A 19,217-nucleotide genomic window follows, 5' to 3' on the forward strand; every position below is an offset into this window, starting at 1 on the left:
GGCACATAGGCGGGGGGGGGGCGGGCAGACTCAGAACGAGAAGTTGTAGCCGACGTAGACGTTGGTCATCGTGTCGGAATTCTGATCGGTATCGGCCAGGCCCGCGCCGACATAGATGCCGTTCCACACGTCATACTCGGCGTTCACGCCATAGATGGTGACATCCGCCGAGGGCCCGCCGATATCCGCGCTCAGCACGCCGACATCAGCCTTGAGCGTCAGCTTGTCGATCGGGCGGTAATAGCCCGACAGGGCAACCAGATCGGCCTGCAGGTTCAGCGGATCACCATTGGTGGGCGCCTCGGCATACATCAGCTGCGCGCCCCATCTGGCCTGATCGTAATTCGCCCGCGCCATCAGCGCCGTGTCGGAATAGCCCTCGACCGACACATGGTTCAGGCCCAGCGCGAAGGTGAAGTCGTTCATCTTGTAGCTGCCCGCCGCGCTCAGCACTTCGGCATCGAAAGGGCTGCCCAGAATGTTGTTGGCGCGGTGATAGGACACGGCGACCGAGATATTGTCGAAACTGCCGTCATAGCGCAGACCCACCGTATCCCCCACGACGGTCTGGAAGAAGTCGGGCGTCGCGGTGAGGACGCCGCCGAACTCGGACACGAGATGCGAGCCCGCGATTTCCGGCAGGCGGAAATAGCTGCCCGTGGCCGCACGCGGGATACCGGCCGAGAACCGGCCATAGGCGGTGTCGTAGAACACGACCGGGAAAAGGCCCTGATCGCGCAGACCGATGTCATCCAGATCGAATTCGCTGAAATCATAGCCCTTGAGGCCAAGCTCGAAGCCCAGACCCGTGCCGGCAATCCCCTTCAGCCCGACGGTCACATCGCCCGAGAAGAACTGCATGTCGCCGATCCCGTTGCCGAAATCCAGGCTTTCATACTGGATCGTGCCATGGGCGTAAAAATCCTGCGCCTGCGCGCTGCCCGCCGCGAGAATCGCTGCTGTGATGCTGTAGATGAAACGGTTCATTGCCTGTCTGCCCTGCGTTTTGGTTCTGGCCCCCAAACCCAGGCGGCCTTGCGCTGCGGTGCCCTGCTTCAGTGCCGCAAGCCTTCTCGTCGCGGGGAAATGCGGCCATCACAAGACGCGGAGATGGTTAAATTTGCCAACGGGCAACACTCTGCGGCGCATGGGCAACATATTCAATTCATGGCTGTCCCTCGCCTCGCAGCACAGTGTGAAGTGGCGAGCCGAGCAATGAAAAAGAGCGGCAGAGGCAAAGCCCGTGCCGCCCAATTTCCAACATTCCCGAAGAGAATGGTGGGTGACCCTGGAATCGAACCAGGCGTGGGTCGCCCCGGCGGAGTTACAGTCCGCTGCCGCACCTTGCAGCTCGTCACCCGATGGGGGCGGGATGTAGCCAAGGGGGCGGGGGGCGTCAAGGGCTGTTTCTTCGCGCGAAGCCCGCCCCGGCCAAAGCGGAATTTGCAGCGGCGGGGCTTGCACGGGCGCGGGCTTTGCGCGCAAGGAAGAGCGAAGCGGAAAAGGGTTCAGCGATGAAGAAACCGGCCTGGGTCGTCGAAAAGGAACGCGGCAAGCGCGCCGAGGCGAAAGAGACCGTCTGGCTCTTTGGTCTCCATGCCGTGCGCGATGCGCTGGTGAACCCGGCGCGCGAGAAATTCCGTCTGATCGTGACGCCCAACGCGCTGGACAAGATCGCCGAGGCCGTGGCCATGGCGGGCCTCGAACCCGAAGTCATGGACCCGCGCAAATTCACCGCCCCGATCGACGAAGGCTCGGTCCATCAGGGCGCGGCGCTGGAAGTGCGCCCGCTGAACTGGGGCAAGATGATCGACGTGGCAGTGGCGGGTGCAGGCGCGCCGCTGGTCGTGCTGCTGGACCGCGTGACCGATCCGCATAATGTTGGTGCTATCCTGCGCAGCGCCGAGGTCTTCGGCGCAAGGGCGGTGATCGCGCCGCGCCACCATTCCGCCCCCGAGACCGGGGCGCTGGCCAAGACCGCCAGCGGCGCGCTGGAGCGACAGCCCTATCTGCGCGTCACCAATCTCGCCGAGGCGATGGAAGAGCTGAAGGATGCCGGCTATTTCCTGATCGGTCTGGATGGCGAGGCAGGTGAGACCTTGTCGGGCGCTCTGGGCCAGGCGGGAACGCGACCGGTCGGCCTCGTCCTGGGCGCGGAAGGACCGGGCCTGCGCGAGCGCACGCGGACAACCTGCGATCTCCTGGCCCGCATCCCCTATCTGGGCGCCTTTGGCAGCCTGAACGTCTCGAATGCGGCGGCGGTCTCGCTCTACGCTGCTGCGAACCGCTGACGGCACAGATCACGAATGCGCGACAGCACTTTTAATCGCGCCCTGGGGTTTCCATGTCACAGAGCAGAGGTACGGGACCCGGAACCCCCGTCCTTGATTCACTGTCCCTCGTTCCGCGACTTGGCGCCCGGCCGCAAGGTACGGGCGCCTTTTTCATCTGGAGTTTCCCATGCCCGGACATGATGACGAAAGCCTGCGCAGCCTCTTGCGCCGTGTGGAGCGGATCGCCGTGGTCGGCTGGTCGCCCAAGCCGGACCGGCCCAGCCACGGCGTCGCGGCTTTCCTTCGGCGCCAGGGCTATCAGGTCATCGCGGTGAACCCCGGACAGGCCGGGCAGGCCGCACTTGGCGGCGTGGTGCGGGCCTCTCTGGCCGAGGTGATGGAAAAGGACGGCCCCATCGACATGGTCGATATCTTCCGCCGCAGCGAAGAAGCGGGCGGCGTGGTCGATCAGGCGATTGCCATCGGCGCCAAGGGCGTCTGGATGCAGCTGGGCGTGATCGACGAAAAGGCGGCGGCACGGGCCGAGGCGGCGGGGCTTTGGGCGGTGATGAACCGCTGCCCAGCCATCGAGGTCCCGCGTCTGGGCCTTTGAAGGCCGATCTTTCGGCCAAAGGTCGCGCGCACCGGGCGTGCAGGACATCCCTGCCCCGCCTGGTGCGGAGATGAAAAAACCGCATAATCCTGCTGAGAAACTCGATCGGCCGCGACCCCGCCGCCCATTGCCCGACACGCGGTCCCGGCCTACCCTCCGCGGCAATGAACACGGGAGAATCCGATGACCGAAAGACAACTTGGCTTTGACACGCTGGCCATCCATGCTGGCACCGCGCCCGACCCCGCCACCGGCGCGCGGCAGGTGCCGATCTACCAGACCACCGCCTATGTCTTCCGCGATGCCGATCACGCCGCCAAGCTCTTCAACCTGCAAGAGATCGGCTATATCTATTCGCGGCTGACCAACCCGACGGTTTCGGCGCTTGCCGACCGTGTGGCGGCGCTGGAAGGCGCGGCAGGCGGGATCGCCTGCTCTTCGGGCCATGCGGCGCAGATCATGGCGCTGTTCCCGTTGATGGGACCGGGCAAGAATGTCGTCGCTTCGACACGGCTTTACGGCGGCACGCTGACCCAGTTCAGCCAGACGATCAAGCGTTTCGGCTGGGAGGCGAAATTCGTCGACACTGACGATCTGAACGCCGTCGAGGCCGCCATCGACGACAATACCCGCGCCGTCTTCTGCGAAACCATCGCCAATCCGGGCGGCTATATCAGCGACATCCCGGCGCTGGCGCGCATCGCCGATCTGAAAGGCGTGCCGCTGATCGTCGACAACACCACCGCCACGCCCTGGCTGTGCAAGCCGATGGAGATGGGCGCGACCATCGTGGTCCATTCGGCCACCAAATATCTTACCGGCAATGGCACCGTCACCGGCGGCATCGTGCTGGACAGCGGCAAGTTCAACTGGTCGGCCAGCGACAAGTTCCCCTCGCTGTCGCAACCGGAACCCGCCTATCACGGCCTCGTCTTCCACCCCACGCTGGGCGGCATGGCTTTCACCTTCCATTCCATTGCTGTCGGCCTGCGCGATCTGGGCATGACGATGAACCCGCAGGGCGCGCATTATACGCTCATGGGAATCGAGACGCTGGGCCTGCGCATGGCCAAGCATGTCGAGAATGCGCAGATCGTCGCGGAATGGCTGGAACAGGATCCGCGCGTCGAGACCGTGACCTATGCCGGCCTGAAATCCTCGCCCTGGCATGGCCGGGCCAAGGCGTTGCTGCCCAAGGGCGCGGGTGCGCTGTTCACCTTTGCGCTGAAGGGCGGCTATGACGCCTGCGTCAAGCTGATCGACAATGTGAAGCTGTTCAGCCATGTCGCCAATCTGGGCGACACGCGCAGCCTCATCATCCACTCGGCCTCAACTACCCACCGTCAGTTGACCGAGGCGCAACAGGTCAAGGCCGGCGCCGCGCCGAATGTGGTGCGCCTGTCGATCGGGATCGAGGACCCCGCCGACATCATTGCCGATCTGGATCAGGCCATCGCCAAGGCCACGGCCTGACAGGTTTTCGGCGCTGCCGGATCGCTGTCAGAACAGCGGCGGCGCCGGAAACATCCCCTTGGGCAGGGGCGCGAGCCAGGCGATCTGCCAGCGCGCCCCTGCCTCCTGCGGGCCGCCCCAGGTGATCGCAAGGCTGAGAATGCGGCACAGGGCCGGGTCCGGCGCCTTGGCCGCACAATCCTTGGCCGCGGCATCGGCAGCCAGCGCCAAAAGCGCCTCGGGCGTCGCGACCTCGGCCTGGTCCAGGGGCAAGGCGCCATATCCGGTGTAGAGGACCTGCGTGGTCAGGTCGGGCAAAGCGCCGCGCGGCAGTTCGGAATAGGCCAGGCTGGCCGAAAACTCTGCCGTGCCCGACGCCTCGTCATAACTGCCCTCGACGACCCGGGAGCGGTCGGGCGCGCAATCGCTGGCCCAGCGCTGCGTCAACTCGGCACAAAATCCCTTCATCAAGGCGCTGGCCCGGATATCGGCGAAGACCTCGCGATAGGCCGGCTCGGGCAAGGCGTCACCTTGGCCCAACAGCGCCGTGATCGGGGCGCGGAACCGGGCGTCCACGGTGCGGCTCTCGGCAAAGCGATCCTGTCGCAGATAGGCATTCACCGTATCGCGGTCGACCAGGCTTCCGCCGGGCGAGATCAGCCAGTTCTGTTGCGGCAGCGCGGGTTTCTGCGCCGCAGGCTCGGCTTCTGGCCCTGCGGCCTCTGGGGCCTGGACCGCGGCAAATTGCAATGCCGTCACCGGAAGGCCCTGCCAGTATTGCCAGCCCATCGCGCCAGCCGAGAGGAGAATGAGCGCGATGCCCAGGAAAAGGACGATGCGGACGATCATCACCAGGCCACCCCTTGCCGCAGGTTTTGCAGGTCTCCCCAGGCGAAAGCCGTCGCCATTGCCTTGACGCGGGCGTCAAAGCTCTGCTCAGGGTCCTGCCCTTCGAATTCGACGTAGCGATCCATCGTCACCCGCAACAGCGCACCATCGACGGATGCGTAGACCGCCCGCCCCTCGGGCGCGGCCGGAACCCCGCCCGCCACCGCAACCGTGCCGCTGTCCCAGCCCCCCGCCAGGCTTTCCTTGGCACCGACGCCGAAGGCCTGGCGGAAGGTTGCCTCCCAGGCGGCCTCAAGCTCGGCGAAATGGCGTTTCTTCTCTTCGGCCTCATCGCTGCGGATCGCCCCCGAAGCGACGGATTGGTAGAAAAGATGGCCCGGGTTCAGGGCATAGAAGGGGGTGAAGCCACAGTCCGCCGCCTTGGCCCCGCGCATCGCCTCGACCGGCACTTCGGCGGGCAGATTGGCGACGCCAAGCTGGTCGCCGCCGATCAACACCACGCGATCCAGACGCGCACCGGGGGCGAGATGGATGTTGAAGACGCGCGATTGCGGGCCGGATTCAAGCACCAGATAGACCGGAGACGAGGTTTCCGTGACCACAATGTCATAGGATTGGTAGCGCAGCTCCGACAGGCTGGATTTGTGCAATCCGCCGCCGCTGCGATAGACATTGACCAGGACCTGCATCGCCGCAGCCAGGTCGGCATCGCCATAAGTGGCAAGGCCAAGATCCATGCCGCTGTCGCCACTGATCCGGGCGTGACCCACGACCGACCCCGGCGCGGGCGGGGTGAAGGCGCAGCCTGCAACCTCTTCCAGTCCTTGCACATCGGCCGGCTTCGCGGATTTGAGCCGGGTCGTCTGGGTGGTCAGCACATCCGAGATGAAGGCGGCACCGCCGCCCGGCAGGGCCGCGATCTTGTCATCCGCCCGCCAGCCGCTGCTGACATCCTGCAAGTGCTCCAGCGGATCGCCGCCGTTCGCCGAACCTGCCCCACCGCCCCCCGAGCTGATCAGGGTGGCATTGCCCATTTCGTCCAGCCAGGACACGGCCGCGTCGGGCAGGACATTCTCAAAGACCTTCGGCCCGCCGCCGACCACAAGGGCCACGACGGTCAACGAGATCACCCCCGCCACCACCATGCTTACCGGACCACGCACCATCGGCAATCTCATCCTTTCCAGACCTGCGCCTCTCAACTAGGGGGCGATTGGGGCGGAAAGGTGCCGGAAAGACGAAAGCTGCAAGGAATTCGGGGCCAGGGTTGCCCCCGGCCCCGCTTCTTGCAGCCATCACGGCGGGTTGCCCGCCACGCCAGTTATTCGGCGAGTTGCCAGACCATGGTGACCGAGGCCGAATAGCCGATCTCGCCCCCCGCCACCGGCGCTGCGCCCGAGTCGGCCGCCGCACGATACATCGGCTGCGGGTCCATCACGGTGCCGCCCTCGGTGATCGACACGATCGGGCCCAGCTTGGCCCCCGCCGCCTCGGCAATCAGCGCGGCCTTGGCCTTGGCATCCGCAACCGCCTCCTTGCGGGCCTCATCCATGGCGGGCTTGGGCTCTGCCAGGCCGAAGGTCAGCCCGTTCAGCGTATTGGCGCCATCGCTCACCGAGGCATCCAGAACCGATCCCAGCCCGTCCAGTGCGCGCACCCGCACCGTCAGCATATTGGTCGCGGTATAGCCAGAGATCTTCGGCCCGCCCGAGGACGAGCTGTCATAGCCGGTCCAATTCGGATTGACCGACAGACCCGAGGTCTGGAGGTCACGCGCAGCGACCCCTGCCTCGGTCAGCCGTTTCATCACCGCCTGCATCGCAGTGCTGTTTCCGGCCAGGGCCTCGGCCGCACTGTCGCCGACCGTCGTGACACCGATCTGGATCGTGGCCAGGTCAGGCGCGGCCTCGACACTGCCCTCGCCGGTCACCGTGATTGTCGGGAAAGCCGGGGTCTCGGCCCAGGCGGGCAGCGCCGTGGCCAGGCAGGCCGCGGCCAGCGCCGCCACCGGCAGGAAACGAAGGGTCGAAGGGATCGCACGCATGGTCTGCTCCTTTTTGTGCTGACAGTTTTCGCATGTGTGACGCACGCCGCACAGGCTTCCTTGGCGCTTCACGGGTGTTTTTCTTTCTTTCGGCAGATTTCTGCTTTAGGAAGGCGCCACCCCGGCCGGGCGCGTTTCCGCGTCCCGTTTCAATGTGCTAGACCCGACCGCATGAAACCGAACTTCGCGCTCAATCTCTCTGATACCGGCATCGCGCTTCTGCACCGCACCGCCAAAGGCTGGGCGCTGGTGGGCGAGACGCCCTTTGATGCCCCCGATCTGGCCGAAGCGCTGGACTACCTGCGCAAGACCGCGCTGGATCTGGAACCTGGCGGCATCTCGACCAAGCTGGTCATCCCGAACAGCCAGATCCTATATGCCGAGATCGCAGCCCCCGGCCCGTCCGAGCAGGAACGCCGCGACCAGATCCTCGCCGAGCTGGAGGGGCGCACCCCCTACAAGGGCGACGAGATCGCCTTCGATTTCTCGGGCCGCGGCAAGGTGGTAAAGGTCGCGGCGGTGGCGCGCGAAACGTTGGCCGAGGCCGAGGCCTTTGCCGCCGAACATCGCTTCAACCCGGTCTCCTTTGTGGCCATGCCCGAGGGCAATTATTCGGGCGAGCCGTGGTTCGGTCCAACTGGCGCCGCCAAGGCCATGCTTGCCGCGGGCGAGATCGTGGAACGTGACCGCAATGCGATCACCCTGCCGCCCTCGACCCTGTCGCCTGCCGCGCCGCCGCCTTCCATAGACAAGGACGAAAAGCCCAAAGATGCCCCGCCCGCAGCGGGAGAGACGGGGCAGGCCGAAGAGCATGACCGGACGACCGTGGAAAAGGCGCATGGCGATTCTGCCGACATGGCCGGAGCGCCGGTCAAGGGTCCGGCAAAAGCCCCGCCCATGGCGACTCCGCCGCAGCCCGCAGTGCCATCCGAACCTGCCACTCTAGATATGGCTATGGCAAAAGCCGCAGACTTGGCCAAGAATCCGGAGAAGGGTTCAACCGCTGGCGCGCCCGCCGCCGCCGAGCAGACCCAGCCTGCGACGCCTGCCGGTCCTGCGTCTCCGGTCCCGCCGATGGCAGCGGCGCTGCGCGATGAACCAACCCCGGTGCCGCCACCGCCGCCGCTCGGAGCCAGCCGGGGCCTTCCCACCGCTGGGGCCGCCACAGCCGACCCCAAAGCCGATCCCGGTCTTGCCGAGGAAGCGCCCTTCACCCATGTCGCCGACGCTTCGGTGCCAGGTCTGGATGACGATATTCCGCCGATGCCCGCCGGGGCCGCAGCGCGGATCGCCGCGCTGTCGGGACGCCCTACCGGAATAGCCGCGCCTTCGCTGCCCGACGAGCGGGATGACCTTCCCCCGGCACCCTCTGCCGCCGCCATGGCCGTCCTTGCCAATCGCCGCGCGGGGGGCGAGCCGTCGGGCGCGGCCGACACTTCCGCCCGTCCCGATGCGGCCGCGCTGGCACGGGCCGCGCGCGGCAAGCCGGTCGAGGACCTGCCGCCGATGCCCCGTCCGACACCAGCCGGCTCTGCGGCCGCTGCTGGTGCGGCGGCGGGCGTCTCGGGCCTGGCCGGGTTGAAATCGGCGCCTGCTGCCCCGGCTGCCGTGCGCGGCGGTCTGGGTGCCCTGGTCAAAGGCCAGGCGATCGCAGGCGCGCGCAAGAGCAAGCAGAAGCCCGCCCCCGTTGCGGCTCGAAGCCCTGTTGCCCCGACAGGCGGCGCAGCCGCGGCGGCCCCGGTTGCCGCCGCCAGCGACGCCGCCCGCAGCCTGTCGCGTTCGCCCTTCGCCAGCCCGCCGCGCGGCAAGCCGCGCCATCTGGCGCTGATCCTGACGGTCATCCTGCTTCTATGCCTCGCGCTCGTCGCGGCCTGGTCCTCGCTCTACCTCGCCGCCACCGAGGACCAGGACACAGCCGTCATCGCCTCGGCGCCAGAGGCGACCGACGAGGCTGACATCCCCGCGATCGAAGACGAGATGCTGGCAGATTCGCAGGATCCCGACGCGCTCGAGGCTCAGCCCGTCGACGAGGCAGCTCTGGCCCCTGACGCAGATCCGGCGATGCCTGCGGACGCGGCGAATCCGGCTGAGGAAGATGCGCTTGCCCTTTCAGCCTCGGACGGGGCCGCACCCGCCGCAGAGCCGGCAGACGAAACCGCGCTCGCCCCCGAGGGCACCGCAGAGGCCGCGCCAGACACCGGCCTGGCCGCCGACGCGCCAGCCGCAGTCGCGCTGAACGATGGGCAGGACGAGATCTTCCTCGCCACATCCGAGGCCCCACCACCGGCCTTTGATGCGCTGTCCCTGCCCAATCCCGACCCGGCCGTCGATTCCATGCCCGCCCCACCGATGCCGCCGCCGCCGCCCGGCACGGTCTATCGCTTCGACGCCAATGGTCTGATTGTCCCCACGCCCGACGGCATTCCCAGCCCGGCGGGCTTCATGATTTTTGCGGGCAAGCCCGACCGCGTACCACCTGTCCGCAGCGCCGTTGCCGAAGAGGCCGCCGCCAAGGCGGCAGAAGCGCTGGCTGCCGAAGCTGCCGCAGCCGCGCTACCGCCGGCCGACGCCGCCGCGCCTGCCGCCGCCGCTCTGCCCGCCGGTCCCGAGGCCCAGCCCGATCCCGAGCTTGCCGACCGCCGCCCACGCGCGCGTCCGGCGGAACTGGCCCCCGCCACCGCCGAGGATGATGCCGCGCTGTCGGATGATCTTGCACCGCAATTCGCCAGCCTGCGCCCGCGCGAACGCCCGCCGACCGTGCTTGCGGCTGGCGAGCGCGCCCGGGCAGAGACGGCGGGCGCTTCGCTCGCCAGCCCGGAAGGGACGGCTGTGGTCGAACCCGCCGCCATGGCCGCATCCGACAGCGGTAACCCTGCCCTTCTGGCGATTTCGCGCCGACCGGCCGAAAAGCCACGTGATTTTTCGCGCGCGGTCGAGGCTGCGGTCGCCGCCGCAGTGCGCGCCCCCCTGCCCGAAGCTGCGCCGGAACCGGAACAGACCGCCGCCGCAGCCCCAAGCGGCAAGGCCAAGCCCGATGAGCAGGCCGAGATCGACGAGCCCGAAGTGGCGGCCAGCGTCGCGCCCAAGATCCCGACCAAGGCTTCGGTCGCCAAGCAGGCCACGTTCAAGAACGCGATCAACCTGAAGAAGACCAACCTGATCGGCGTCTATGGCACGCAGTCCAAGCGCTATGCGCTGATCCGCCAGTCGAATGGCCGATACAAGAAGGTCAAGGTCGGCGACCGCATCGACGGCGGCACCATCCAGGCGATCACCCAGACCGAACTGCGCTATCAGAAGGGCGGACGCCTGATGGTTCTCGCCATGCCGAAGGGCTGATTTCCGACTTGGGCAACAGCGCTGCGCGACCGCTTCGACACGCGGCCGGCGCCCAATCTGTTCGAAAGCCGGTCGCTGCCGCCCATCGCACAGCGCTGTTACGGCAGATTGCAGACAAGTGATTCGATTTCCGGCTTTTCCACCTTGCGGCTCGCGCACTGGAAAGGGAACCTGATCCTGTCGCCCCGGCCACGATGCCGTCGCGTCTCTACCCCATCCGCCCCTTCCCCCATTGCCCTTCTCCGCCATTTCACCGGATTGCCCGTGCTCCAGCCCCCCGTTTCCGCCTTTCCCGCCGCGCGCCGCGCGCCCCGCCCCCGGGGCCGCGGCTGATGGAAGGCTTCCTGTTCCAGGCTAGCATCTACCTGGGCGCGGCGGTGCTTCTGGTACCGCTTGCCGTGCGCCTGGGCCTGGGCTCGGTCCTGGGCTATCTGGCGGCCGGTATTCTCTTGGGGCCGGTCTTCGGCCTGGCAGGTGCCGAGACCCAGGACCTTCAGCATGTCGCCGAATTCGGCGTGGTGATGATGCTGTTCCTGATCGGTCTGGAGCTGGAGCCGCGTACGCTCTGGGACATGCGGCACAAGCTGATCGGCCTGGGCGGCAGCCAAGTCATCCTGACCGCGCTGGCGATCTTCCTGCTGCTCTGGGGCTTCGGCCATGATCCGCGCGTCGCGCTGTCGCTGGGCATGATCCTCAGCCTCTCCTCCACCGCCATCGTGTTGCAGACCCTGAGCGAAAAGAACCTTGCCCGCGGACAGGGCGGGCGGGCCGCCTTTTCGGTGCTGCTGACGCAGGATATCGCGGTGATCCCGATCCTGGCGCTCTTGCCGCTGCTTACCCTGCCCGCAATGACCAGCTACAGCGCCGATCTGTTCGGCGTGGTCAACCCGGTGACCGAGGGTGCCCATGCCGACAGCGCGGTCGAGCCGATCCTGACCTTCTTCCAGAGCTTGCCTGGCTGGGCAGCCACAGCGCTGACGCTGCTCGCCATCGGCATCATCATCGCGGCGGGACATTTCCTGTCACGGCCGCTGTTCCGCTTCGTCCATGCCTCGCGCCTGCCCGAGATGTCGACCTTCGTCTCGCTTCTGATCGTGATCGGCATCGCCTTCCTGATGTCGATGGTCGGCCTTTCGCCCGCGTTGGGCACGTTCATCGCGGGGGTGGTGCTGGCCAACTCGGAATTCCGCCACCAGATCGAGGCCGACATCAAACCTTTCAAGGGCCTGCTGCTGGGCCTTTTCTTCATGACCGTCGGCATCGGCATCAACCCGCAGGTGCTGGAGCGCGCGCCCTTCACCATCCTGGGCCTGACCTTCGCCCTGATACTGGTCAAAGCTGCCGTTCTGTTCGCCCTGGCCGTTGCCTTCCGCCTCAAGGGCCAGGACCGCTTCCTGTTCTCGCTCAGCCTTGCCCAAGGCGGGGAATTCGGCTTCGTCATGGTCTCCTTTGCCCGCAGCGAAGGGGTGATGTCGCTGGCCACGGGCCAGACCGTGCTGCTGGTTCTCAGCCTGTCGATGCTGCTGACGCCGCTGCTTTTCCTGCTCTATGACCGGCTTGCCCATCAGCTTGCCGCGGCCACTGCCGCCCCGGCCCCCGATGAGGTGACCGAGAAGGGCCGCGTGCTCATTGCCGGGATCGGGCGCTTCGGTCAGGTGGTGAATCGGCTGGCCCGCTCGGCCGGGCTGACGACGGTCGTGCTCGACAGCGACATGGCGACGATCCAGACCATGCGCCGCTTCGGCGTGAAGGGATATTTCGGCGATCCTTCGCGCCCCGAATTGCTGGATGCGGCGGGTCTGACCGAATGTGACGTTCTGGTCGTGGCGGTCGACGATCGCGACAATGCCCTGCGCATCATCAGGCATGCGCGCGCATCGCGGCCCGACCTGCACATCGTCGCCCGCGCCCAAGACCGGGTGCATGTCTATGAGATGTATCAGGCCGGGGCCGATGACATCGTGCGCGAGACCTTCGACTCGTCGGTCCGCGCCGGGCGCTATGTGCTCGAGAACATGGGCTTCACGGAATATGAGGCGGCGCAGCTTTCCCAGACCTACTGGCGCCTTGACCGCGCCGCGATGCGCGATCTGGCCGAGTTGTGGCAACCCGGCCAGCCGGTGCATCTGAACGACGCCTATATCGCCCGCGCCCGCCAGTTGGACCGCGATCTCGAAACCGCGCTGATCGACGAGCTGGAGCTGGCGCGTCCCGGCCAGCGGGTCGAAGCCGCCGAATAGTCGGCCCGCCCCTCCGTCGGTCTGACCCGTCGTCGATCAGCCGTCGCTGACCCCTGCTTCCGCAAAGGTGGCCATGCCGCCATGGCAGGCCACGGCCCCCCGGATCACCCCCAGCGCCAGCGCGGCGCCCGATCCTTCGCCCAGCCGCAGCCCAAGCGACAAAAGCGGCGCCTTGTCCAAGGCGGTCAGCAACCGCCCATGCGCGCCCTCGGCGCTCAGATGCCCCGCGACGCAATGGTCCAGCGCGCCCGGCGCAGCCTGCAGCAACACCGCCGCCGCCGCGCCGGAGATGAACCCGTCCAGCACCACCGGCACGCGATGCATCCGCGCCGCCAGATAGGCCCCGGTCATCGCCGCGATCTCGCGCCCGCCCAGACGGCGCAGAACCTCCAGAGGATCGTCCAGCTGCCCCGCATGGGCGGCCAGGCCCGCCGCCACCGCCGCCTCCTTGCGCGCCAGACCCGCATCATCGACCCCGGTGCCGCGCCCGGCCCAGCCGCTGCCGCCGAAAAACGCCGCCGCCAGCGCCGCCGCCGTGGTGGTATTGCCGATCCCCATCTCGCCCGCAACGAAAAGGTCGGCCTTGGGATCGACCGCGTTCCAGCCCACGGTCAGGGCCTCGACCAGCTCCGCCTCGGTCATCGCCGGGCCAGTGGTGAAATCCGCCGTGGGCCGGTCCAGCGCAATCGCATGCACCGCCATCTCGGCCCCGAAAGCCCGCGACAGCTGGTTGATCGCCGCGCCGCCCTGCTCGAAATTCGCCACCATCTGCACCGTCACCTCGGCCGGAAAGGCCGAAACGCCACGCGCGACGATGCCATGATTGCCGGCGAAGACCGCGACCTGCACCAGATCCAGCTTGGGCACGGCGCGCCCCTGCCAGCCCGCCAGCCAGATCGCCAGCTCCTCAAGCCGCCCCAGCGCCCCCGGCGGTTTGGTCAGCACCGCATCGCGCGCCCGCGCCGCGCCCTCGGCGGCAGAATCAGGCTGCGGCAGGGCCGCAAGGCAGGCGCGGAAATCGGCAAGGGTCGTCGGGGCAGGCATGGCACTCTCCGGGTTGCGGCATCAGCGCCGAAGGGCTACCCCCTTGGCCAGAACAAGACCAGCGCGGAAAAGACGCCCCCGCCCCGGAACACGACAAAGAAGCCGCCATGGAACCCGACCTCGCCACCCGTCTGCGCAACGATCTTTTCTCCGCCGCGGCGCTCTTGACCCGGCTGCCCGTCCCCGACCACATGCCGCGCGGGGCGGCTTCGGCCTGGGCTTGGCCGTTGATCGGCGCCGGGCTGGGACTTGGCGTGGCAGCACTTGGGTCTCTTCTCCTGGCCTGCGGCATGGCACCCGGCCCCGCCGCCGCCTTCGCGCTGGCCGCGCTGGCCCTGGCCACCGGCGCGCTGCACGAGGATGGGCTGGCCGATACGGCAGACGGGCTCTTGGGCGGCCGCACCGTCGATCGGCGGCTCGAGATCATGAAGGACAGCCGCATCGGCAGTTTCGGCGCGATCGCCCTGATCCTTGTCAGCCTTGCCGCCTGGTCGGCGCTGGCGCAGGCGCTGGCCGCCGGTCATCACTGGACAGCGCTGCCCGCCGCCGCAGCCCTGTCACGCGCCGCCATGCCCGCCCTCATGGCCGCCCTGCCCCCGGCCCGGCCCGGCGGGCTTTCCGCGCGAAGCGGCCGGCCCAGCACCGCCAATGCCGCCCTTGCCGCCGCCATCGCCGGTCTTCTCGCCCTCCTTCTCAGCGGCGGGGCCGCGATCCCTGCCGCCTTTGCCACTGCCCTGCTCACCGCCCTTCTTGGCCAGGCCGCCCTGCGGCTGATCCATGGCCAGACCGGCGACATCCTTGGCGCCGCCCAGGCGCTTTCGTTCGCCGCCGCACTGTCGCTCTGCGCCTGAGCCGCGCGCCGCATCCCCGCAGGCTCTGGCCTTTGCCCGCCGCTTTCGCTATGCCGCAGCCAGATCGCATCCGAGGCCCAAATGTCCGACCGCACCGATTTCTCCGACGCCATCTCATCAATCGACGAGATCATCGAAGATGCCCGCAACGGGCGCATGTTCATCTTGGTCGACCATGAAGACCGCGAGAACGAGGGCGATCTCGTCATCCCCGCCCAGATGTGTACGCCTTCGGCGATCAATTTCATGGCCACCCATGGCCGCGGCCTGATCTGCCTCGCCCTGCCCGGCAGCCGCATCGATGCGCTTGGTCTGCCGCTGATGAGCCCGAAGAACTCGTCGCGCCACGAGACCGCCTTCACTCTGTCGATCGAGGCGCGGGAAGGCGTGACGACCGGCATCTCCGCCGCCGACCGCGCCCTGACCGTGGCCGTGGCGATCGACCCGACCCGCGGCGCCGCCGATATCGCCACGCCGGGCCATATCTTCCCGCTGCGCGCCCGCGATGGCGGCGTGCTGGTGCGCGCCGGCCATACCGAGGCGGCGGTGGATGTCAGCCGCCTTGCCGGCCTGAACCCCTCGGGCGTGATCTGCGAGATCATGAACGATGACGGCACCATGGCCCGCCTGCCCGATCTTGTGGCCTTCGCGCAGAAGCACAATCTCAAGATCGGCACCATCTCCGACCTGATCGCCTATCGCCGCCGCCATGACAATCTGGTCAACGAAACCTCGGTCAAGCCGGTGCATTCCACCCATGGCGGCGATTGGCTGATGCGCGTCTTCACCGACGACACCCAGGGCGCCGACCATGTCGTACTGTGCAAGGGCGACCTGACCACCCCCGAGCCGGTCCTGGTGCGCGTGCACGCGCTGAACCCACTTGAGGACGTGCTGGGCATCGGCACCGGATCGCTGCCCGCCGCCATGCGCCTGATCGGGGCCGAGGGGCGCGGCGTCATCGTCCTGCTGCGCGACACCACCATGAAGATGGTCGAGGCGGGCGAACATTCGCCCCAGACCCTGCGGCAATACGGGCTTGGGGCGCAGATCCTCTCGACGCTCGGGCTGTCGCAGATCACCCTTGTCACCAATTCCAAGGCGCCGAAATTCATCGGTCTCGACGCCTATGGCCTGTCGATCGCAGGCACCCGCGCCATTCCGGAGTAAGCCATGGCCACCGCCGAGACCCATTACACCCTGCCGCTGCCGGTCTTCGACAAGCCGGTGAAGCTCTTGATCGTGGTCGCGCCCTATTACCGCGACATCGCGGACGAGCTGGTTGCCGGCGCCCGCGCCATGGCCGAAAAGGCCGAGGCGACAGCCGAGGTGATCGAGGTTCCGGGCGCGCTGGAGATTCCCTCCGCCATCGCTCTGGCGCATCGGCTGGCGGATTACGACGGCTATGTCGCGCTGGGCTGCGTGATTCGCGGCGAGACCACGCATTACGACACGGTCTGCAATGACAGCTCGCGCGGGCTGACCATGCTGGGCCTGCAAGGCGCGGCGGTAGGCAATGGCATCCTGACGGTGGAAAATCGCCAGCAGGCCGTGGTCCGGGCCGAAGCGGCGGGCCAGGACAAGGGCGGCGGGGCCGCCGCGGCGGCGCTGCACCTGATCGCGCTGTCGCGCGGCTGGGCCGCCAAGACCAAGGGCATCGGGTTCCGCGCATGAGCCGCGACCCCACGCCGAAACAGCGGGCAAGATCGGCGGCCCGCCTCTATGCCGTTCAGGCGCTGTTCCAGATGGAATCCTCCGGCCAGACGGTCGAGGCCGTCACGCGCGAATTCGAGACGCACCGCTTCGGCGCAACCTATGACGAGGGCGAGTTCGCCGAGGGCGATGTCGACCATTTCCGCGCCATCATGGACCACGCGGTGAATTGGCAGGCCCAGGTCGACCAGCTGACTGACCGCGCCCTGGTGGCGAAATGGCCGATCGACCGCATCGACCCTGTGCTGCGCGCGCTCTTCCGCGCCGCTGCGGCCGAGATCACCCGGATGGACACCCCGCCCAAAGTGGCGATCACCGAATATGTCGATGTGGCAAAGGCCTTCTTCCCCGACGGGAAAGAGCCTAAATTCGTCAATGCCGTCCTGGACCATCTGGCGCGCGAGGCCAAGCCGCAGGCCTTCTGACGCGTCACAAGGGAAACCGAAAGGAAGACCTGATGACGATAAAGCCCCCCGCCCCTATCGCCCTCGCCGCCCTTCTGGCCGCCACCGCCTGCGTCGCGCCCGGACAGGCGGAACCCCTGACCGGCACGGAATGGCATCTGGTCGGGATCGAGGGCCAGCGCGCCCCCGCACCCCTCTCGCTGATCTTCGCCGAGGATGGCAAGGTCACCGGTAAAGCCCCGTGCAACAGGTGGTTCGCGGCCAATGGCGCCACGCTGCCCGCCCTGGCGCTGCAAGGGATCGGCGCGACCAAGATGGCCTGCCCGGATCTGGCGGTGGAACAAGCCTATTTCGAGGCATTGGCGGCCATGCAGCGTATGGAACAGGCCGAGACCCATCTTTTCCTGATCCGCGCCGAAGGCCGCGTCTTGGAATTCAGCGCCAAGCCCGAGGACGATCTCTGCTACAGCTGCCAGGGCTAGGCGCAGTCGCGCAGACCGGCGTTCACCCCACCTCTCCCGGTGGCCGGCCGCTATCCCCGATGCGCCTCATACAGCGCCACGGCCCGGTCGAAGAACCGCTTCCGCGCCGCCGGACCCTCCATCAGGATCTCATGCTCGCAGCCCGGGTAAAGGTCCAGTTCCCCCCGCCCCCAGCCCGCCATACGCAGATGCACCGGCGGCACATCGACCACCTTCTCTTGCGTGCCCAGCGCCACCACCGCGGGCAGGGCGGGCGGGCGCATCCGCATCAGCGCCCCGCATTCCTTCAGCGCCGCCTTGAGCCAGACCATCGACGGCCCGCCCAGGCTCATCTCGGGATGCGCCGTGACCTGCGCGCGCATGTAATCCCACATCGCGCGGTCGGTGGTCAGGACATTGCCCTCGAACGGCGCCTCGAGCACATAAGTCTTGGCCCCGGTGCCCGGCGCATAGCGATGGCCCTGTCCAAACGGCCCGGCCAGACGCGAGACGACATGGGCCACCGGCCGCAGCCAGGCCGCCATGGAAATCCCCCACATCGGCGCCGAGAACACCGCCGCGCGAAAGCCCAGCTGGCGATAAAGCGCCCGCAACCCGATGCAACCGCCCATCGAATGCGCCATCAGCATCATCGGGCCTGTCAGCCCCGCCTCGCCGCGCGCGAAATCCAGCACCGCGTCCAGATCGCGCTGATATTCGTCGAAATCCTGCACATGGCCCGCCATCGGATCGGCCAGCATCCGGTCGGCCAGACCCTGTCCGCGCCAGTCGACCGAGACGACCGACCAGCCCCGCGCCAGCAGATCGCCCGCCGCCCGGCCGTATTTCTCGACATATTCGGTGCGGCCCGGCATCAGCAGAACCCAGCCGCGGCTGCCCCCTCCCCAGATCGCGGCGCGGATACGGACCTGATCGCGCGTGCGCAGCCAGACCGCGCGCCCGCCCGCAGGCCCGTCGGCCAGATCGGCGAAAAAGGGGGCGGGCTCGCTCATGACAGGGCCGAACCCAGCTTCATCGCCATGCCCATGCTGCCATCGACCGACAGCTTGCCGGTCATGAAGGCCATGGTCGGGTTCATCTCGCCGTCAAGGATCGCCTTGAAGGTCTCGGCCGAGGCCGTCAACGTCACATCCGCCTCCTCATCGCCCGCATGCACACCCGTGCCGTCCAGCATGATCGCTCCCTCGCCCTCGATCACGAATTTCGCGACCCCGTCGAACCCGCCCGCAAGCTTCTTGCCCAAGGCCTCGACCGCAGCATCCACCACTTCGCTCATCGCTTCCAAGTCTCCCTTTCGTGACCCAAAGGCCGCTGGCAATCTCGCACCAATCGGCTACGATCCCGTTATGGAAAACCGGCCAAGGTTTCACAATTGTGTCGTGGCGGCACTTCTGCCGCTGATGCTGGCGCTTTCGCCCGCCTGGGCGGTCGATGCGGCCAAGCTGGACGATTTGTTCACCCGGCTCAAATCCGCCAAGGATGCGAGCGAGGCCGGGCGGATCGAGGCCGAGATCCAGATCGAATGGGCGCGCTCGGGCTCTCCGGCGATGGATCTTCTGATGCAGCGCGGTGACGATGCGATGCAGGCCGGCAATTTCGCCGCCGCAGCCGAACATTACACCGCCGTCATCGACCATGACCCCGATTTCCTACTGGCCTGGGATTCCCGCGCCAGCGCCTATTATGCCAATGGCGAGATCGGCCCCGCACTTGCCGATATGGGCCATGTCCTTGCCGCCGATCCCCGGCATTACGATGTGCTCGCAGGCCTGGGCACGATCCTTGAGGAAACCGGAGACGAGAAGCGTGCGCTCAAGGCCTATCTGGCCGCGCAGGCGATTCACCCCTATATCCAGCCCGTCAACGACGCCATCGAGCGTCTTGAGACCAAACTCGAGGGGCAGGAGCTTTAA

Annotated in this window: 18 protein-coding genes and 1 tRNA gene; 11 read left to right on the top strand and 8 right to left on the bottom strand. The window is 67.4% G+C overall.

Features of this window, described 5'->3' with window-relative positions; translation table 11 throughout:
• Nucleotides 1-30 precede the first annotated feature (30 nt).
• Nucleotides 31-987 carry a porin family protein gene (locus ACED67_RS12615; RefSeq protein WP_395541998.1) on the bottom strand — a complete coding sequence of 319 codons (957 nt, stop codon included), beginning with the start codon at nt 985-987 and terminating at the stop codon, nt 31-33.
• Between the two features lie 289 nt (nt 988-1,276).
• A tRNA-Tyr gene (locus tag ACED67_RS12620) sits at nt 1,277-1,360 on the bottom strand.
• A 154-nt stretch (nt 1,361-1,514) separates the two neighbouring features.
• Between ACED67_RS12620 and rlmB the strand changes: the two genes are divergently transcribed.
• From rlmB to ACED67_RS12635, 3 genes are all read left to right on the top strand, one after another.
• The gene (gene rlmB, locus ACED67_RS12625) at nt 1,515-2,291 is read left to right on the top strand and encodes a 23S rRNA (guanosine(2251)-2'-O)-methyltransferase RlmB (RefSeq protein WP_395541999.1); all 777 of its coding nucleotides are present in this window, start codon (nt 1,515-1,517) and stop codon (nt 2,289-2,291) included.
• Nucleotides 2,292-2,460: 169 nt separating this feature from the next.
• On the top strand, nt 2,461-2,886 hold the full coding sequence (locus tag ACED67_RS12630) for a CoA-binding protein (RefSeq protein WP_395542000.1): 426 nt from the start codon (nt 2,461-2,463) through the stop codon (nt 2,884-2,886).
• A 183-nt stretch (nt 2,887-3,069) separates the two neighbouring features.
• A complete protein-coding gene (locus ACED67_RS12635) occupies nt 3,070-4,359 on the top strand; it encodes an O-acetylhomoserine aminocarboxypropyltransferase/cysteine synthase family protein (protein ID WP_395542002.1) in 1,290 nt (429 codons plus the stop codon).
• A gap of 27 nt (nt 4,360-4,386) precedes the next feature.
• Here the strand turns inward: ACED67_RS12635 and ACED67_RS12640 are convergent, their stop codons facing one another.
• From ACED67_RS12640 to ACED67_RS12650, 3 genes are all read right to left on the bottom strand, one after another.
• On the bottom strand, nt 4,387-5,190 hold the full coding sequence (locus tag ACED67_RS12640) for a hypothetical protein (protein WP_395542003.1): 804 nt from the start codon (nt 5,188-5,190) through the stop codon (nt 4,387-4,389).
• Nucleotides 5,187-6,353, bottom strand: a complete 1,167-nt coding sequence (locus ACED67_RS12645; RefSeq protein WP_395542005.1) for a hypothetical protein — start codon at nt 6,351-6,353, stop codon at nt 5,187-5,189. The genes ACED67_RS12640 and ACED67_RS12645 overlap by 4 nt, the downstream gene beginning before the upstream one ends.
• Nucleotides 6,354-6,508: 155 nt before the next feature.
• Entirely contained in the window at nt 6,509-7,231 is a 723-nt protein-coding gene (locus ACED67_RS12650; RefSeq protein ID WP_395542006.1) for an SIMPL domain-containing protein, read from the bottom strand.
• Between the two features lie 171 nt (nt 7,232-7,402).
• On the opposite strand from ACED67_RS12650, the gene ACED67_RS12655 reads away from it, so the two are divergent.
• Nucleotides 7,403-10,570: a hypothetical protein gene (locus ACED67_RS12655; protein WP_395542007.1), complete on the top strand. Its 3,168-nt coding sequence runs from the start codon at nt 7,403-7,405 to the stop codon at nt 10,568-10,570.
• 332 nt (nt 10,571-10,902) lie between these two features.
• Complete coding sequence (locus tag ACED67_RS12660) at nt 10,903-12,810, top strand: cation:proton antiporter domain-containing protein (protein ID WP_395542008.1); 1,908 nt, start codon at nt 10,903-10,905, stop codon at nt 12,808-12,810.
• Nucleotides 12,811-12,846: 36 nt separating this feature from the next.
• On the opposite strand, the gene cobT is transcribed toward ACED67_RS12660, so the two are convergent.
• Nucleotides 12,847-13,854, bottom strand: coding sequence for a nicotinate-nucleotide--dimethylbenzimidazole phosphoribosyltransferase (gene cobT, locus ACED67_RS12665; RefSeq protein ID WP_395542009.1), 1,008 nt, complete (start codon nt 13,852-13,854; stop codon nt 12,847-12,849).
• Between the two features lie 107 nt (nt 13,855-13,961).
• Between cobT and ACED67_RS12670 the strand changes: the two genes are divergently transcribed.
• The 5 genes from ACED67_RS12670 to ACED67_RS12690 all read left to right on the top strand — a co-directional run bounded on the left by ACED67_RS12670 (nt 13,962) and on the right by ACED67_RS12690 (nt 17,304).
• Entirely contained in the window at nt 13,962-14,705 is a 744-nt protein-coding gene (locus ACED67_RS12670; RefSeq protein WP_395542011.1) for an adenosylcobinamide-GDP ribazoletransferase, read from the top strand.
• A gap of 81 nt (nt 14,706-14,786) precedes the next feature.
• A complete protein-coding gene (ribB, locus tag ACED67_RS12675; protein ID WP_395542012.1) occupies nt 14,787-15,875 on the top strand; it encodes a 3,4-dihydroxy-2-butanone-4-phosphate synthase in 1,089 nt (362 codons plus the stop codon).
• A gap of 3 nt (nt 15,876-15,878) precedes the next feature.
• Entirely contained in the window at nt 15,879-16,379 is a 501-nt protein-coding gene (locus ACED67_RS12680; protein ID WP_395542014.1) for a 6,7-dimethyl-8-ribityllumazine synthase, read from the top strand.
• Nucleotides 16,376-16,843 (top strand): transcription antitermination factor NusB, encoded by a 468-nt coding sequence (gene nusB, locus ACED67_RS12685; protein ID WP_395542015.1) that lies wholly within the window; start codon nt 16,376-16,378, stop codon nt 16,841-16,843. The genes ACED67_RS12680 and nusB overlap by 4 nt, the downstream gene beginning before the upstream one ends.
• 32 nt (nt 16,844-16,875) lie before the next feature.
• On the top strand, nt 16,876-17,304 hold the full coding sequence (locus tag ACED67_RS12690) for an META domain-containing protein (protein ID WP_395542016.1): 429 nt from the start codon (nt 16,876-16,878) through the stop codon (nt 17,302-17,304).
• A 50-nt stretch (nt 17,305-17,354) separates the two neighbouring features.
• Here the strand turns inward: ACED67_RS12690 and ACED67_RS12695 are convergent, their stop codons facing one another.
• Together ACED67_RS12695 and ACED67_RS12700 are read right to left on the bottom strand one after the other, a co-directional pair.
• Entirely contained in the window at nt 17,355-18,296 is a 942-nt protein-coding gene (locus tag ACED67_RS12695; protein ID WP_395542017.1) for an alpha/beta fold hydrolase, read from the bottom strand.
• Complete coding sequence (locus ACED67_RS12700; RefSeq protein ID WP_395542018.1) at nt 18,293-18,580, bottom strand: SCP2 sterol-binding domain-containing protein; 288 nt, start codon at nt 18,578-18,580, stop codon at nt 18,293-18,295. Before ACED67_RS12700 ends, ACED67_RS12695 begins: the two co-directional genes overlap by 4 nt.
• Nucleotides 18,581-18,683: 103 nt before the next feature.
• Here ACED67_RS12700 and ACED67_RS12705 point away from each other — a divergent pair, with 103 nt between their 5' ends.
• Nucleotides 18,684-19,217, top strand: a complete 534-nt coding sequence (locus ACED67_RS12705; RefSeq protein ID WP_395542019.1) for a tetratricopeptide repeat protein — start codon at nt 18,684-18,686, stop codon at nt 19,215-19,217.

Source organism: Neotabrizicola paludis, from assembly GCF_044142105.1.
Taxonomy (GTDB): domain Bacteria; phylum Pseudomonadota; class Alphaproteobacteria; order Rhodobacterales; family Rhodobacteraceae; genus Pseudogemmobacter.

What these genes read in the sequence shown, in the direction of transcription:
- ACED67_RS12630 (WP_395542000.1), top strand. Translation starts at nt 2,461, where the DNA reads ATGCCCGGACATGATGACGAAAGCCTGCGCAGCCTCTTGCGCCGTGTG.
- ACED67_RS12695 (WP_395542017.1), bottom strand. Translation starts at nt 18,296, where the DNA reads ATGAGCGAGCCCGCCCCCTTTTTCGCCGATCTGGCCGACGGGCCTGCG.
- ACED67_RS12660 (WP_395542008.1), top strand. Translation starts at nt 10,903, where the DNA reads ATGGAAGGCTTCCTGTTCCAGGCTAGCATCTACCTGGGCGCGGCGGTG.
- ACED67_RS12680 (WP_395542014.1), top strand. Translation starts at nt 15,879, where the DNA reads ATGGCCACCGCCGAGACCCATTACACCCTGCCGCTGCCGGTCTTCGAC.
- ACED67_RS12650 (WP_395542006.1), bottom strand. Translation starts at nt 7,231, where the DNA reads ATGCGTGCGATCCCTTCGACCCTTCGTTTCCTGCCGGTGGCGGCGCTG.
- ACED67_RS12690 (WP_395542016.1), top strand. Translation starts at nt 16,876, where the DNA reads ATGACGATAAAGCCCCCCGCCCCTATCGCCCTCGCCGCCCTTCTGGCC.
- cobT (WP_395542009.1), bottom strand. Translation starts at nt 13,854, where the DNA reads ATGCCTGCCCCGACGACCCTTGCCGATTTCCGCGCCTGCCTTGCGGCC.
- ACED67_RS12700 (WP_395542018.1), bottom strand. Translation starts at nt 18,580, where the DNA reads ATGAGCGAAGTGGTGGATGCTGCGGTCGAGGCCTTGGGCAAGAAGCTT.
- ACED67_RS12635 (WP_395542002.1), top strand. Translation starts at nt 3,070, where the DNA reads ATGACCGAAAGACAACTTGGCTTTGACACGCTGGCCATCCATGCTGGC.
- nusB (WP_395542015.1), top strand. Translation starts at nt 16,376, where the DNA reads ATGAGCCGCGACCCCACGCCGAAACAGCGGGCAAGATCGGCGGCCCGC.
- ACED67_RS12645 (WP_395542005.1), bottom strand. Translation starts at nt 6,353, where the DNA reads ATGGTGCGTGGTCCGGTAAGCATGGTGGTGGCGGGGGTGATCTCGTTG.
- ACED67_RS12615 (WP_395541998.1), bottom strand. Translation starts at nt 987, where the DNA reads ATGAACCGTTTCATCTACAGCATCACAGCAGCGATTCTCGCGGCGGGC.
- ribB (WP_395542012.1), top strand. Translation starts at nt 14,787, where the DNA reads ATGTCCGACCGCACCGATTTCTCCGACGCCATCTCATCAATCGACGAG.
- rlmB (WP_395541999.1), top strand. Translation starts at nt 1,515, where the DNA reads ATGAAGAAACCGGCCTGGGTCGTCGAAAAGGAACGCGGCAAGCGCGCC.
- ACED67_RS12670 (WP_395542011.1), top strand. Translation starts at nt 13,962, where the DNA reads ATGGAACCCGACCTCGCCACCCGTCTGCGCAACGATCTTTTCTCCGCC.
- ACED67_RS12655 (WP_395542007.1), top strand. Translation starts at nt 7,403, where the DNA reads ATGAAACCGAACTTCGCGCTCAATCTCTCTGATACCGGCATCGCGCTT.